At 53.3% G+C, this 14,000-nt stretch carries 12 protein-coding genes, 1 other RNA gene and 1 riboswitch; of the genes, 10 read left to right on the forward strand and 3 right to left on the reverse strand.

What is annotated here, in order from left to right; translation table 11 throughout:
* Positions 1-46: 46 nt before the first annotated feature.
* The 7 genes from BJQ97_RS07750 (at position 47) to BJQ97_RS07780 (ending at position 7,976) form a co-directional block, all read left to right on the forward strand.
* Positions 47-1,309 (forward strand): ribonuclease H-like domain-containing protein, encoded by a 1,263-nt coding sequence (locus tag BJQ97_RS07750; protein ID WP_160156129.1) that lies wholly within the window; start codon positions 47-49, stop codon positions 1,307-1,309.
* 439 nt (positions 1,310-1,748) lie between these two features.
* Positions 1,749-1,994: a CotD family spore coat protein gene (locus BJQ97_RS07755; RefSeq protein WP_160156130.1), complete on the forward strand. Its 246-nt coding sequence runs from the start codon at positions 1,749-1,751 to the stop codon at positions 1,992-1,994.
* Positions 1,995-2,222: 228 nt separating this feature from the next.
* Positions 2,223-2,519: a cell division regulator GpsB gene (gpsB, locus tag BJQ97_RS07760; RefSeq protein ID WP_011231037.1), complete on the forward strand. Its 297-nt coding sequence runs from the start codon at positions 2,223-2,225 to the stop codon at positions 2,517-2,519.
* A gap of 100 nt (positions 2,520-2,619) precedes the next feature.
* An RNA gene (rnpB, locus tag BJQ97_RS07765) (RNase P RNA component class B) lies at positions 2,620-3,016 on the forward strand.
* Between the two features lie 136 nt (positions 3,017-3,152).
* Complete coding sequence (locus BJQ97_RS07770) at positions 3,153-4,295, forward strand: THUMP domain-containing class I SAM-dependent RNA methyltransferase (RefSeq protein ID WP_160156131.1); 1,143 nt, start codon at positions 3,153-3,155, stop codon at positions 4,293-4,295.
* Between the two features lie 122 nt (positions 4,296-4,417).
* Positions 4,418-6,355, forward strand: coding sequence for an ATP-dependent DNA helicase (locus tag BJQ97_RS07775; RefSeq protein WP_160157572.1), 1,938 nt, complete (start codon positions 4,418-4,420; stop codon positions 6,353-6,355).
* A gap of 118 nt (positions 6,356-6,473) precedes the next feature.
* Entirely contained in the window at positions 6,474-7,976 is a 1,503-nt protein-coding gene (locus BJQ97_RS07780) for a carboxypeptidase M32 (RefSeq protein ID WP_160156132.1), read from the forward strand.
* A 144-nt stretch (positions 7,977-8,120) separates the two neighbouring features.
* Here BJQ97_RS07780 and BJQ97_RS07785 read toward each other — a convergent pair whose 3' ends face one another.
* Genes BJQ97_RS07785 through BJQ97_RS07795 form a run of 3 tightly spaced genes read right to left on the reverse strand, consistent with a single transcriptional unit; the run spans position 8,121 to position 10,410 of the window.
* The gene (locus tag BJQ97_RS07785) at positions 8,121-9,770 is read right to left on the reverse strand and encodes a b(o/a)3-type cytochrome-c oxidase subunit 1 (RefSeq protein WP_160156133.1); all 1,650 of its coding nucleotides are present in this window, start codon (positions 9,768-9,770) and stop codon (positions 8,121-8,123) included.
* A gap of 1 nt (position 9,771) precedes the next feature.
* Positions 9,772-10,242 (reverse strand): cytochrome c oxidase subunit II, encoded by a 471-nt coding sequence (locus BJQ97_RS07790; RefSeq protein ID WP_044731254.1) that lies wholly within the window; start codon positions 10,240-10,242, stop codon positions 9,772-9,774.
* A gap of 21 nt (positions 10,243-10,263) precedes the next feature.
* The gene (locus tag BJQ97_RS07795) at positions 10,264-10,410 is read right to left on the reverse strand and encodes a cytochrome c oxidase subunit 2A (protein ID WP_160156134.1); all 147 of its coding nucleotides are present in this window, start codon (positions 10,408-10,410) and stop codon (positions 10,264-10,266) included.
* Between the two features lie 515 nt (positions 10,411-10,925).
* Positions 10,926-11,027, forward strand: a riboswitch (purine riboswitch).
* A gap of 116 nt (positions 11,028-11,143) precedes the next feature.
* Here BJQ97_RS07795 and BJQ97_RS07800 point away from each other — a divergent pair.
* The 3 genes from BJQ97_RS07800 (at position 11,144) to BJQ97_RS07810 (ending at position 13,972) form a co-directional block, all read left to right on the forward strand.
* Complete coding sequence (locus BJQ97_RS07800) at positions 11,144-11,731, forward strand: xanthine phosphoribosyltransferase (RefSeq protein WP_160156135.1); 588 nt, start codon at positions 11,144-11,146, stop codon at positions 11,729-11,731.
* A complete protein-coding gene (locus BJQ97_RS07805) occupies positions 11,728-13,035 on the forward strand; it encodes a nucleobase:cation symporter-2 family protein (RefSeq protein WP_160156136.1) in 1,308 nt (435 codons plus the stop codon). The genes BJQ97_RS07800 and BJQ97_RS07805 overlap by 4 nt, the downstream gene beginning before the upstream one ends.
* Positions 13,036-13,195: 160 nt before the next feature.
* The gene (locus BJQ97_RS07810) at positions 13,196-13,972 is read left to right on the forward strand and encodes a hypothetical protein (protein ID WP_160156137.1); all 777 of its coding nucleotides are present in this window, start codon (positions 13,196-13,198) and stop codon (positions 13,970-13,972) included.
* Positions 13,973-14,000: the final 28 nt, after the last annotated feature.

Here is a 14,000-nt window from a genome sequence, read left to right on the forward strand (position 1 = left end):
CAACTTATAGAAGCAAGCCGATGTCAAGCAAGGAGGGGGTGAACGGATGAAGCCGAAGTTGGCGCAATGGAAAGAATTGCTTGCTGCCCGGCATAAAAAGAAAACTGATGAAGAAAAAGAAGAGCAGCCGGACAGCCGGCCAGCGGCGGACGTGCCGTTTGCCGACGTTTGGCGGGAGTACGGCGCCAAGCCGTATTGGTTTGCCGGCGATTACTGCCTCATTCGGGAAACGGTGTATCCGCTTGACTATCAGCACGGCCGCTATCGGCTCGGAGTGCTGTATGAGGTGCACGAAAGATGGCAGGAGGCGCCGTTTTCCCATCCGCTCTCCTGCCGCGGCTTTGCCGTTAGCGACTTATTCTTTTTTGACACGGAGACGATGGGGCTTTCAAGCGGGGCGGGAAACGTCATGTTTTTGCTCGGCTACGCCCGCGTGCTTGGCGACCGCATCGTCGTCTGCCAGCATGTTTTGCCGCATCCGGGGGCGGAAGCAGCGCTCTATCAAAGCTTTTTGTCCGACGTCGATTACACGACGCTCGTGACCTATAACGGGAAGGCGTTCGACTGGCCGCGCCTCAAAACGCGCCATGCGCTTGTCCGCGATATGGTGCCAAAATTGCCGGCGTTCGGCCATTTTGATTTGTATCATGCCGCCCGCCGCTTATGGAAAGACAAATTGGATTCGCTGCGCCTTTCGGAAGTGGAGCGGCACATTCTCCATGTCGAGCGGGGCGATGATGTGCCGGGCTTTTTGGCGCCGATGATGTACAAGGAGTTTTTGCAGACGCCCCATCCAGACCGGCTCATGCCAGTATTGCGCCATAACGAGCGCGACGTGTTGTCGCTCATTGCTCTCTACATTCACTTATCCGTTCAGCTGCTTGAAGCCGACCGGCTCGCTGACCCCAAGGAGCAGTTGGCCGCCGCCCGTTGGTTCGAAGCGGTCGGGGAAACAGCGGCTGCAAGGGGGGTGTACGAGGAGGCGAGCGGCAAAGGGGCGAAGGAAGCGCAGGCGGCGAAATGGCAGCTTTCGCTTTTATACCGAAAAGAAAAACGATATGAAGAGGCTGCTCTCCTTTGGCGCGACTTGTTTGTCCACGGAAATGGCTATTGGAAGGCGAAGGCCGGGCTTGAACTAGCGAAGGTGTATGAACATTATTTCCGGGATGCGGTTGAAGCGCACCGTTATGCCGTTATGGCATATGAAGCGTGGCGGTCGCTCGCTAGGATGAGCCGACAACATAGCGAGAAAGAAGAAGCGGAATGGCGCAGGCGGCTCGCGCGGCTCGAACGCAAGAAAAACGGGTGAGAACTCGTCCATTTCCCTGGCAAGCGCAAAATATGACAGAAAACGAAAATGTTTCGTCTTTTTGTTGTGAATCTTGTAGAAAAAAGAAAAAACGTGTACAATGGCATCGGAATGAACGAAAACGATGGCAGGGAGAAGAAGACGATGCGGAGCATGTACAAAAAAATTTTGTATCTCTTTTTTATTGTCGTCGGTTTGACGTTTGTCGTGTTCAATTATATCTATTAATGAACGTCAGAGCGGCCGGCGCCGTATAACGGATTCAAAAAGACGAATGACGATGCCAAAACGTCCGAAGCACCGGGGGCGAGAGAGCCGATCGATTTTTGGCGCGAATGGCTGCTCAAAATGGGTGTTTATACTAGTACGAGTCCACTCCGCTCATCATAGGCTAGTATTGTCAAGCTACAGCCTAACTCGATGAAAGGAGAGGAATAGTATGCATTGTCTGCAGAATGTAACGGCGCCGATCGTTCATCCGCCTCGTTGCAACGTTTTGCATCACTTCGAAGCAACGATTGTGCCGCACATCCATCCATCGCATACGACGCATGTTTATCATCACCTGTATGAACATCAACATTATTTTCCGCATACGGAATCGGCGGTGGCTCAGGCTGCCAGCCGCCATCTGTACTGCCCGGGTCCGGGGCCGATGCCATTTCCGCCGTTTCCGCTGCGATAGTAAGGGCCAAAACAGAAGCCGCTTTGTCGGCTTCTGTTTTTTTTACGGATGGAAAACGCCGGCGGCGTTTGGGCGGGAGGACAGCGTTTCGGCTCCGTCTGGAAGTCTGCATGGGCGCCATGCGGTTTCCTGATCGATGCTGCAAGCCAACCATCAATTGACAACTGGCTGAATTTCTGAAAAAATAAAGAGAAGATGATCGTTGAATGCGGATTGAGGTGAAAAGCCATGTCAGCCCATCAAGTGAAACTGACGCCGAAAGACATTTTAGAAAAGGAATTTAAGGTAAGCATACGGGGGTACAACCAAGACGAAGTGGATCAATTTTTGGATCTCATTATTAAAGATTATGAAGCATTTCAGCAAGAAATTGACGAGTTGCGCCAAGAAAACGCCCGGTTGAAGCGGCAAGTCGAGGAGCTTCAAAAACGGCCGGCGATGTCGGCGGGAACGACGAACTACGACATTTTGCAGCGCCTTTCCAACTTAGAAAAGCATGTATTTGGCCGGAAACTGTATGAATAACCAGCCGGCAGGGCGAAGTTGATGAAGGTGATTTCTAATTTTTTCTTCTTGATTCTCACACCAAGATCAGCTATACTGTAAGATGCTCGCAGCGTTAATCATGTTCGGGTAATCGCTGCGGCCGGTTTCGGCCGTAGAGGAAAGTCCATGCTCGCACGGTGCTGAGATGCCCGTAGTGTTCGTGCCTAGCGAATCCATAAGCTAGGGCAGTCTGGCTTCGGCTGGGCTGACGGCGGGGAAAGAACCTACGTCCGCATGCGGATATGGTTCGATTACCCTGAAAGTGCCACAGTGACGCAGCTCTAAGGGAAACCTTAGAGGTGGAACGCGGTAAACCCCACGAGCGAGAAACCCAAATGATGGTAGGGGCACCTTCCCGAAGGAAATGAACGGAGGGAAGGACAGGCGGCGTACGCTGCCTGTAGATAGATGATTGCCGCCGGAGTACGAGGCGAAAGCCGCTTGCAGTACGAAGGTACAGAACATGGCTTACAGAACATGATTAACGCGGTGATTGGAACGTGGAAAAGCCCTCCGCACGAAGGAGGGCTTTTCCATTTCTTTTTGCGGCTTTTTTCGCTGTCATGGCTATAATGAGAAGTGTACATACGCTTGTCAGATAGGGGGAACACCATGACTTCGTTTTCGCTGATTGCCACGGCCGCGATGGGGCTCGAATCGGTCGTCGCGGAAGAAGTGCGCCGGCTTGGCTATGAGTGCCAAGTAGAGAACGGCAAAGTGACGTTTGCAGGCGATGCGCTCGCCATTTGCCGCGCCAACCTTTGGCTGCGCGCCGCTGACCGCGTAAAGCTGAAAGTCGGCGAGTTTCGGGCGACGACGTTTGACGAGCTGTTTGAACAAACGAAGGCGTTGCCGTGGGCTGATTATTTGCCGAAAGATGCCGCGTTTCCGGTGATCGGGAAGTCGGTCAAATCAACGCTGTTCAGCGTTTCCGACTGCCAAGCCATTGTGAAAAAGGCAGTCGTCGAAAGCTTAAAAGCGCGCTATCATTTGTCGTGGTTTCCGGAAACCGGGCCGTTGTATCGGATCGAGGTAGCGCTTCACAAAGATATCGCGACGTTGACGATCGATACAAGCGGCGCTGGGCTGCATAAGCGCGGCTATCGTGTTCGCCAAGGAGAGGCGCCGCTAAGAGAGACGCTCGCCGCTGCTTTAGTGTTGCTCACCAACTGGACGCCCGAGCGACCGTTCGTCGATCCGTTTTGCGGGTCGGGCACGATTGCCATTGAGGCGGCGCTGATCGGCCAAAACATCGCCCCGGGGTTTAACCGGGATTTCGTCTCGGAGCAATGGCCATTGATCGGGGAATCGGTATGGGAAGAGGCGCGTCAAGAGGTGGAACAGATGGCGCGTTACGACCAACCGATTGATATTTGCGGGATTGACCTTGACCCGCACATGGTCGAAATCGCCAAGATGAATGCAGCCGAAGCGGGGCTGGCCGATCTCATTTCTTTTCGGGAGGGCCGCGCCGAGCAGTTTCGGACCGATGCACAATACGGGGTGATCGTCGGCAACCCGCCATACGGCGAACGGCTTGGCAAACAACGGGAGGTCGAAGCGCTCTATCGCGCCATCGGGCGCGCCTTCGCCGCCTTGGATACGTGGTCGGTGTACATTTTAACCGCCCACCGCGGTTTTGAAACGCATTACGGCCGCCCGGCGACGAAGCGGCGCAAACTGTTTAACGGCTTTATTGAAACGCATTACTACCAGTACTGGGGGCCGCGGCCGCCGCGCGAAGCTCGAAGTTGACTTCTCGGCGGCCATCGATCATAATATTGTCTTGTTACTAGGGATCGGGCGCGCAACAAACTTGTTGCGCGCTTATGCATGATATGCCGGGGGAGTTTATGCCAATTGGAGGGGTGGCGACGATGGGCCATGAGCGTTATCCGTTTGTTGTAGAAAAACATGAAAACTTTTTTGACAAGTTGAGCCAGTGGATCGGCGATGTTTTTTATGACATTTTGCCGGAAGCCGGCTTTGAGTTGCGCGACGAGCAAATTTATATGGCGTTTCAGCTCGAGCGGGCGTTTCGCGAAAAAAAGGTGATCTTCGCCGAAGCGGGAGTTGGCACAGGGAAAACGATCGTGTATTTGCTGTATGCAGTCTGCTACGCCCGCTATACCGGCAAGCCGGCTATTATCGCCTGCGCCGATGAGACGCTCATTGAGCAGCTCGTCAAAAAGGAAGGCGATATTGCGAAGCTATCGAACGTGCTCGGGCTGGAAATCGACGTCCGGCTGGCGAAATCGCCGGATCAATATTTATGTTTGAATAAACTGGAAGAAGTGACGACGTATGACGATGACGACATCGAGCTGTATGAGCAAATTTACGATGAACTTCCGGCCTTCGTGCATGACAACAAACCGTTGCAGTCTTTCTACCGCTACGGCGACCGAAAAGAATACGCCCATCTAACCGATGAGCAGTGGAAAAAAATCGCCTGGGATCCGTTTCAAGATTGCTTCACGTGCGAAAAGCGGCATCGCTGCGGACAGACGCTTTGGCGCGACTATTACCGGAAGGCGGCGGATTTGATCGTCTGCTCGCACGATTTTTATATGGAACATGTTTGGACGTATGAAGCGCGCAAGCGGGAAGGTCAGTTGCCGCTGTTGCCGGAAGCGAGCTGTGTCGTGTTTGACGAAGGGCATTTATTGGAGTTCGCTGCGCAAAAGGCGTTGACATATCGAATGAAAGAGACGACGCTTGAGACGTTGCTGACACGTCTTCTTGAAAACGACATCCGCGAAGAGCTCGCCTATTTGATTGAGGAGACGCTGGAGACGAGCACGCGCTTTTTTGATGAGCTGAAAGCGTGTGCGAAAGACGTTCCAGGTTCGAACCGGAAAGAAATTTTGCCGTCGCCGCGTCTTGAACAATGGGCGAAGCGGCTCCGCGGCCAAATGGTCGAAATCGGCAACGAGCTTGTGTTTGAAAGCGAGACGTATACGATCGATCATTACCAGCTGAACATTGTCGATGAATATTTGGACCAAATCCAGTATTCACTCGATTTGTTTTTGACAAACGCCGACGCCATTACGTGGCTTGAGTCGTCGCGTCAAGAGGCGACGTTTGTCGTCATGCCGCGCACCGTTCAAGAAGTGCTGCGTGAAAAAGTGTTCGCGAAACGCATGCCGTTTGTCTTTTCGTCGGCAACACTATCAAATAGAAAATCATTCCAATATATGGCGCAAAGCTTAGGCATTGATGACTATTTATCGTTCAGCGTGCCGTCGCCGTTTGATTATGACGAACAGATGACGATTTTTATGCCGACGTTCCGCGCGGATGAGACGCTGTTTGCCAAAAAATACGCATATGCGCTTGAAAAATTGCGCGAAACCGGCGGACGGGCGCTCATCTTGTTCCCGACGCGCGAGGAGCTTCTTCAGTTTAAAGAGGCGGCAGCCGGCGAACCATTTTCGTTTTTGTTTGAAGGCGACCGCGAAATCAGCGATTTGGTCGCTGAATTTCAGCGCGAGGAAGAGACGGTGCTCTGTTCTGAACATTTATGGGAGGGGCTGGACATCCCGGGGCCGTCGCTGTCGAACGTCATCATTTGGTCGCTTCCGTATCCGCCGAACGATCCGGTGTTTCAGGCGAAGCGAAAAGCGTATCGCAATCCGTTTTGGGACGTCGATGTGCCGTATATGCTTCTTCGCCTTCGCCAAGGAGTCGGACGGCTCATTCGCACGCGCGACGACCGCGGCATCGTTTCCATTTTCGTCACCGACAGGGAAGATGAACGGGTCATTGCGGCGATCAAAGACGTGTTGCCGACAGCGGTGAGGGAAGAATAATATTCTTCCCTTTTTCATTTTCCGCAAAAATAGCATATTCTCGCTGGCAAGCAGGAAAATGGCACTTTGTTATGGAAATGATGATACGGCCATGAAATACATAGGGGGACTGAGTATAATGAAACCAATCGAAGCGCAGTTTTTGCAATACGTGAAAAAAATGACGGGCTACCGCGAAGCGATTGGCCTCATGTATTGGGATTTGCGGACTGGCGCCCCGAAAAAAGGGGTCGAGCAACGATCAGAAGTGATCGGCATGCTGTCAGAAGAAGTGTTTCGCATGTCAACATCTGAGGAGATGGCAGCATTTATCGCCAAGCTGTCGCCCAAAGCGGTCTACGAGCAACTGGATGACGTGACAAAGAAAACGCTTGATGAATGCAAAAAAGAATACGAGCGCAATAAAAAAATTCCAGCGGATGAATACAAAGAGTTTGTCGTGCTTTGTTCCAAAGCGGAAAGCGTTTGGGAAGAAGCGAAAGCGGCTGCTGATTTCGCCCGGTTTCGCCCATATTTGGAGCAAATCATCGAGTTTCAGCGCCGCTTTATCCATTATTGGGGGTATGAAGGACACCCGTACAATACGCTGCTTGATCAATACGAGCCGGGCATGACCGTCGATTTGCTTGATGAGCTGTTCAGCCGCCTGCGTGAACGCATCGTCCCGCTTGTGCACGCCATTTCCGCCGCGTCCGACAAGCCGGACACGTCCTTTTTGTTCGCGCCGTTTCCGAAAGAAAAGCAGCGCGCTTTTCTGCTTGAGTTGCTTAAAGAGCTCGGCTATGATTTTGGCAAGGGGCGGCTTGATGAGACGGTCCATCCATTTGCGATCGGGCTCAACCCGAACGATGTGCGCATTACGACGCGCTACGACGAGCGCGACTTCCGCACCGCGGTGTTTGGCACGATCCATGAATGCGGCCATGCGCTGTATGAACAGCACATTTCCGAGGCGCTTGTCGGCACTCTGCTTGCAAGTGGGGCGTCGATGGGCATTCATGAATCGCAGTCGCTCTTTTTTGAAAATATGATCGGACGCCACTACGCGTTTTGGAAGCGGCATTATCCGCGCCTGCAGCAATACGCGCCGGCGCAGTTTGCTGGCGTTCCGCTTGATGCGTTTTACCGGGCGATCAATGAGGCAAAGCCGTCGCTCATCCGCATTGAAGCCGATGAATTGACGTACCCGCTTCATATCATCATCCGCTACGAAATCGAAAAACAGCTGTTTGCCGGGGAGATTGAAGCGGCCGACTTGCCGGATGCATGGAATGAGAAATATGAACAATACCTTGGCATCCGCCCGCACAACGATGCGGTCGGCGTCTTGCAGGACGTCCATTGGTCCGGCGGCAGCTTCGGCTATTTCCCCTCGTATGCGCTCGGCTATATGTATGCGGCGCAATTCAAGCAAGCGATGGAAAAAGAGTTGGATGTAGCTGGGCTGCTTGAAGAGGGGAACATCGCACCGATCCGTGAATGGCTGACCGTTCATATCCACCAGTTTGGAAAAATGAAAAAGCCGCTCGAACTTGTGCGCGATGCGACGGGTGAAACGCTGAAAGCCGATTATCTTATTCAATATTTAGAAGAAAAATATAAGGCGCTTTATCGATTATAGAACAGGCGCGTCAGTGCAAACATCGTTCTTACGTTGTTCGTTGGGATGTCTCAAAGGGCTGCTTTTCTGTCGACAAATATTGTGTCTCGGTTTTATGCACATAAAGAGGAAGGTGTCCCGACTGCTTGGGGACACCTTCTTGTTTCACCATAATTTGTATCCTTTCGACCCCGGCGGAGCGTTTTGAATGATGTCGATGATTGGCACCGTATAGGCGATCAAAATGAGCGCAACGACGAGGCCGATCCAAAGCTTCCAGTTTTCAAGCGCCAGCGCAGCCCGTTCATACGGAGCGGCTGCCTCGGCGACCGGAAACTCCGTTTCGCCTCTCGGGGCGAAAAAGGCCAAGTTGATGACGATCACGAGAATCAAAATAATGCCGATGAACAAAATGGTGCCGCCGACCGCCTGAGCGATTTGATACGGGATCCATTCAAGCGCTTGCGGCGAATTGCCGTACGTTGAGAACGCCGAGCGTCGCGGTGCGCCGAGCAGACCGGCGAAATGCATCGAGCCGGACATGAACGTCATCCCAACCGCCCAAACGATTGTTTGAATGATGGCGAGCCGGTTCATCGCTTTCGTCATCACCCGGCCGGTCAGGTGCGGAATAAGCCAATACGATGCGCCGAAAAATGTTAAGACAACGGTCGTCGCGACGGTTAAATGGAAGTGGCCAGTCACCCAAATTGTATTATGGACAACTTGGTTGAGCTGATGCGAGGCGTTAATGATGCCGCCCGTGCCCGCCGGAATGAAAAACAGCATCCCGACAAACGGCGCGAAAAACCGAGCATCGCCCCAAGGCAATTTTTTGAGCCAGCCGAACAAACCGGTCGCTCCCTGCGAGCGGCCGTACGATTCAAACGTCGCAAACATGGCGAACGCGGTCATGAGCGACGGAATGATGACCATGAACGTCAAAACGACTTGCACGTATTTCCAAAACGGCGAAATCCCCGGCTCCAGCAATTGATGGTGGAAGCCGACGGGAATCGAAAACAGCAAAAACAAGATAAACGCCAGCCGCGCGAGTGAATCGGAGAACATTTTGCCGCCGATCACTTTCGGAATGACGGCGTACCAAACCATATACGCCGGCAATAGCCAGAAGTAGACGAGCGGATGCCCGAAATACCAAAACAGCGTCCGGCTCAAGAGCACGTTCACCCGATCGGTGAGCCCGAGCGACCACGGAATAAGCTGGAAGACAACAGTCGCGGCAACGCCGAGCGTGCACACGAGCCATAACACCATATTCGTCACGGACATGAACGCCAGCAGCGGGCTCACTTGACCGCGGTGCGCCTTCCGCCAGCGTGCGTAATGGGCAAACATTCCAAAGCCGCTCACCCAGCTGCCGACGACGACAAGCGCCAAGCCGATGTAAAAGCCGGCGTGCGCCTGAAGCGGCGCATAAAACGTATACAAGACAGACGCCTTGCCGGTTAAGATGAAAAACGCACTCATGGCTGTTCCGATTGTCATCAGCCAAAAACCGACCCAACCGGTCCGGCGCGAACCGTCTGAGAGCGCCCCGGTTGTACGGCTGACCGCGGCGAACTGAAAGCCGATAATGAAAAACGTCGTCAGCACGAGCCCAAGCAAGACGCCGTGCGTCGTCAAAATCGTGTAATAGCTGATCCCAGCCGGGAGCTCAAACTTGCCGGAACGGACTAATGTTTGCAATAGGCCGGCGAACCCCCCGAGCGCGAGGGCGGTAAAGGCGACGAACAAATGGGCAAGCGCCAGTTTCGCATCGCGGCGATCGACTTTTTCCAACGGTTGTGCCATGTTACTCCACCACCTTTATGCGCGCCGTCATCATATGGTGGCCGGCGCCGCAATATTCGTTGCAAAGAATCGTATATTCGCCCGGTTTGTCAAACGTGGTTGTTAAGCTGTTCACATAACCGGGTTCGACCATCATGTTCACGTTTGTTCCCGGGATTTCAAATCCGTGGATGACGTCTTTCGAAGTGACGTTGATCGTCACTTTCGCTCCTTTTGGAATTTCGATCGCATTCGGTGTAAAAGAAAACGCGGCGACGACGATGTTCAACTCGTATTCCTTGTCTCCTTTTTTGACGAGCCCCGGATGATCAAACGGCGGGGTCGAATCGACTTTTTCCGGATCGATCGTTGTCAGGCAGCTCGGCGGCTGCTGTCCGGCGGCAAAAGCGCTCACGCCGACGACCGTCAAAAAGACGATCAAACAGCCGATGCCAAACACAAGCCAAATTTTTTCATACTTATGGATGTGCATGCCAAGTCCCTCCTTTGCCGTTTACAGGCGGTGCAAAAATAAAAAGTAGACGCTGACCCAGGCAAAGATGATGAAAAAGCCGAGCAGAAACACAGAGGCCAGCGTGCCTTTGAGCGCCGGCTCTTTTTCCCGTTTCGTTTGCCGGACCGCTTCAGCTGTTTTTGCCATGTTTGATCCCCCCTTGCTTTGTTGGATTCATTCCCCATAACAGCAATTCGGCAGGTGCGCCAAACGGCCCATTTCCCTGCTTTGACACTATCATAACTGTACAAAACTGAGGCAACAGTGACTTTTCTCACAAAAATGATGCTGGAAGTGTGAACAAATGGTGACGTTTGTGAAAAAATGATGAAGAAGTATGACAGCAAAGGGACGAAGGGAACGCTCTCCCGTCTACGCTCGGGCGTAGAAGTGGGGGATTTTTTCGGAACAACCGCCATGCGGCGGGATCCCCGCGCGTCCCGCGGTTCAGTTGTCTTGTGTAGACAACAAACTCAACCTTTGGACGGCATTCCCGTCTTGGTCACGGGCCGCTTCGCATGGCGGCTCCTATTTTCGTTAGAAGTAAGAGTCTTCACGGTTGGAAAGGACAAACGAATAATAAGGGTGTTTTAGTTTTAAATGTTCGCTTTTTTGTCGGAAACGGCTTCCCAAACGCCGTTGCTCGTGGTATACTGCTAATAACTAAATCACGCTGACTCACTCATATAATCGCAAGAATATGGCTTGCGAGTCTCTACCAGCCGACCGTAAATCGGCTGACTATGAGTGGCAATGTCAAGGGAAGGCGGCAATGGATGTTTTGCGCCTTTCTTTTGGCTTGGCTTAAAAGACATTGCCTGACTCATGGAATGAGTGAGGCCGGTGTTTTTTAAGCTTTTTTTATTGGGGGGAACCAAGTATGCGTGAGTTGCTTGAGAAAATCGCCGCTGAAGGAGAGATCGCCACGGACGGGGTGCTGAAAGTTGACCGGTTTTTAAACCATCAAGTGGATCCGCAGCTGATGAAGCGAATTGGCGAGGAGTTTGCCGATCGGTTTCGTGACGAGCGGCCAACGAAAGTATTGACGCTCGAGTCGTCTGGCATCAGCCCGGCGCTTATGGTCGCCTATGAACTCGGCATTCCGCTTGTCGTTGCCCGCAAGCGGCGGCCGTTGACGATGACCGGCGACGTGTACCGCACGGAAGTATACTCCTTTACAAAGCAAGAGGCAAATGAAATCATCGTTTCTCGCTCGCTGCTCGGCTGCGGCGACCGGGTGCTGATCATTGATGATTTTTTAGCCAACGGTCAAGCGGCGCTCGGAATGGTAGAGATCATCGAGCAAGCGGGGGCTGATATGGTCGGCATCGGCATTGTCATTGAAAAAGCGTTTCAAGACGGTGGTCGGCTGCTTCGTTCGCGGGGCTTCCGTGTTGTGTCGCTCGCCCGCATCGCATCGCTTGATGGCGGCGCCATTCAATTTGCTGACGAGGTGATGATTCGATGAAGATGAAATGGTGGCAAGTGGGGTCGCTCGGCATCCAACATGTATTGGCCATGTACGCCGGGGCGATCGTCGTTCCCCTCATCGTCGGTGGGGCGCTGCATTTAACGAGCGAGCAGCTGACGTATTTAGTGGCCATTGACTTATTGACGTGCGGCATTGCGACATTTTTGCAAGCGTGGAAAAACAAGTGGTTTGGCATCGGCTTGCCAATTATGCTTGGTTGCACGTTTACGGCGGTCGGGCCGATGATTGCTATTGGTGGACAGTACGGGATGCCGGCGGTGTATGGGGCGATCCTTTGCGCCGGAGCGGTTGTAGTGCTCATCAGTCCGTATTTCGGCAAATTGCGGGCGTTGTTTCCGCCAGTTGTCACCGGTTCGGTCGTGACCGTCATTGGCTTGACGCTCATCCCGGCAGCAGTGAACAATATGGCCGGCGGGCAAGGGGCGAAAGACTTTGGTGATCCAGCTAACTTGGCGCTGTCGTTTGGCGTGCTTGCGCTCATTATCGTGTTGTACCGCTGCTTCAAAGGGTTCATTCGTTCCATTGCCATTTTGCTCGGCATGGCAGCTGGCACGGCAGCAGCGGCCATGATGGGAAAAGTGAACTGGACAGCGGTCGCTGAGGCATCGTGGGTTCATTGGCCGAAGCCGTTTTACTTCGGCGCCCCGTCGTTTCATGGGCCCGCTGTTTTCACGATGGTGCTCGTCGCGATCGTCAGCCTTGTCGAATCGACCGGCGTCTACTTCGCTTTATCCGACATTTGCCGCCGGCGGCTGACGGATGATGATTTGGCGGGCGGCTACCGCGCCGAGGGAGTGGCTATCATCATCGGCGGGCTGCTGAACGCGTTTCCGTACACGACGTACTCGCAAAACGTTGGTCTTGTTCAACTATCGGGCGTGAAAACGCGCAGCGTCATTTACGCCGCGGCGGCGTTCCTCGTTTTGCTTGGGTTCGTGCCGAAAATCGCCGCGGTGGCGACGATCATACCAGCACCGGTTTTAGGCGGAGCGATGCTCGCGATGTTCGGCATGGTCATTGCCTACGGTGTAAAAATGTTAAGCGAAGTTGACCTAACGTCACAAGAAAACTTGCTGGTCATCGCCTGCTCGGTCGGCGTGGGGCTTGGGGTGACGGCGGTGCCGAACTTGTTTGCCGAGCTGCCAACCGGCTTGCGCATTTTAACCGACAGCGGCATCGTCGCCGGCAGCATGACCGCCGTCATCTTAAACGCCGTCTTCCATTTCGGTAAGGCAAGAAAATCGGCTGCACTGCCGCTTAAGGAACAAAAAATTTCATAATGGTGTTGATCGCTTTCATAGCGATATATTCCGCTTCTGGCCACCGCTCGGGAAATGGGGGTGGCTTTTTTTATTGGCGTGTCGATTGGCAGAGAAAATGATAGAAGCTGGTAGAAGGATGATGGTATAATAAAAAGCGAACGGGAAAGGGGGTGAAACAATGGATGAATGGGTGGAGCGCCTTTTCGATGAGTTGCGGCAAATACGGAGTCAGATGGCGACCAAAGAGGATGTTGTGCGGGTGAATGACCGCATCGAGCGGCTTGAACAGACTGTAGCGGCGGCAAAGGAAGATGTCGGTCGGATGAATAACCGCATCGAGCAGCTTGAACAAACAATGACTGCGACGAGAGAAGACGTCGCCGCGCTGGACGAGCGCATCGGGGGCATCGAACGGACGATGGCGACGAAAGAGGATATGGCCCAGGCGAATGACCGCATCGAGCGGCTTGAACAGACTGTAGCGGCGGCAAAGGAAGATGTCGGTCGGATGAATAACCGCATCGAGCAGCTTGAACAAACAATGACTGCGACGAGAGAAGACGTCGCCGCGCTGGACGAGCGCATCGGGGGCATCGAACGGACGATGGCGACGAAAGAGGATATGGCCCAGGCGAATGACCGCATCGGGCAGCTTGAACAGACTGTGGCGGCAAACAGAGACGGCATTGCGGCGCTTGACAGCCGAATGGGGCATATGGAACAAACGATGGCGACGAAGGAGGATGTCGCTCAACTGCCGTTTATTCGCCAAGCTGTTGTGGAAACATTAGAAACACTCAATGAAATACCAGCGATGAAACAAACCCTCACAGAAGTGCAGCAAAAAGTCAATGAAGCCATTGCCGGACAAGCACGGCAAGAGCTCGTGCTTCAATCCCTCGCTTTGCACTTGCTCGAGCATGAAAGCGAAATCCGCGCGCTAAAAGCTAGGTAAACGACAAACATCTCTATGTACATCCTCG

This window comes from Geobacillus sp. TFV-3 (assembly GCF_009901865.1).
Lineage (GTDB): Bacteria > Bacillota > Bacilli > Bacillales > Anoxybacillaceae > Geobacillus > Geobacillus thermoleovorans_A.

Bases quoted from the DNA above. Each gene is read 5' to 3' on its own strand.
- BJQ97_RS07795 (WP_160156134.1), bottom strand. From the start codon at position 10,410: ATGGCAAAAACAGCTGAAGCGGTCCGGCAAACGAAACGGGAAAAAGAG.
- BJQ97_RS07775 (WP_160157572.1), top strand. From the start codon at position 4,418: ATGGGCCATGAGCGTTATCCGTTTGTTGTAGAAAAACATGAAAACTTT.
- BJQ97_RS07805 (WP_160156136.1), top strand. From the start codon at position 11,728: ATGAAGATGAAATGGTGGCAAGTGGGGTCGCTCGGCATCCAACATGTA.
- BJQ97_RS07780 (WP_160156132.1), top strand. From the start codon at position 6,474: ATGAAACCAATCGAAGCGCAGTTTTTGCAATACGTGAAAAAAATGACG.
- BJQ97_RS07785 (WP_160156133.1), bottom strand. From the start codon at position 9,770: ATGGCACAACCGTTGGAAAAAGTCGATCGCCGCGATGCGAAACTGGCG.
- BJQ97_RS07790 (WP_044731254.1), bottom strand. From the start codon at position 10,242: ATGCACATCCATAAGTATGAAAAAATTTGGCTTGTGTTTGGCATCGGC.
- BJQ97_RS07800 (WP_160156135.1), top strand. From the start codon at position 11,144: ATGCGTGAGTTGCTTGAGAAAATCGCCGCTGAAGGAGAGATCGCCACG.
- BJQ97_RS07810 (WP_160156137.1), top strand. From the start codon at position 13,196: ATGGATGAATGGGTGGAGCGCCTTTTCGATGAGTTGCGGCAAATACGG.
- BJQ97_RS07750 (WP_160156129.1), top strand. From the start codon at position 47: ATGAAGCCGAAGTTGGCGCAATGGAAAGAATTGCTTGCTGCCCGGCAT.
- gpsB (WP_011231037.1), top strand. From the start codon at position 2,223: ATGTCAGCCCATCAAGTGAAACTGACGCCGAAAGACATTTTAGAAAAG.
- BJQ97_RS07770 (WP_160156131.1), top strand. From the start codon at position 3,153: ATGACTTCGTTTTCGCTGATTGCCACGGCCGCGATGGGGCTCGAATCG.
- BJQ97_RS07755 (WP_160156130.1), top strand. From the start codon at position 1,749: ATGCATTGTCTGCAGAATGTAACGGCGCCGATCGTTCATCCGCCTCGT.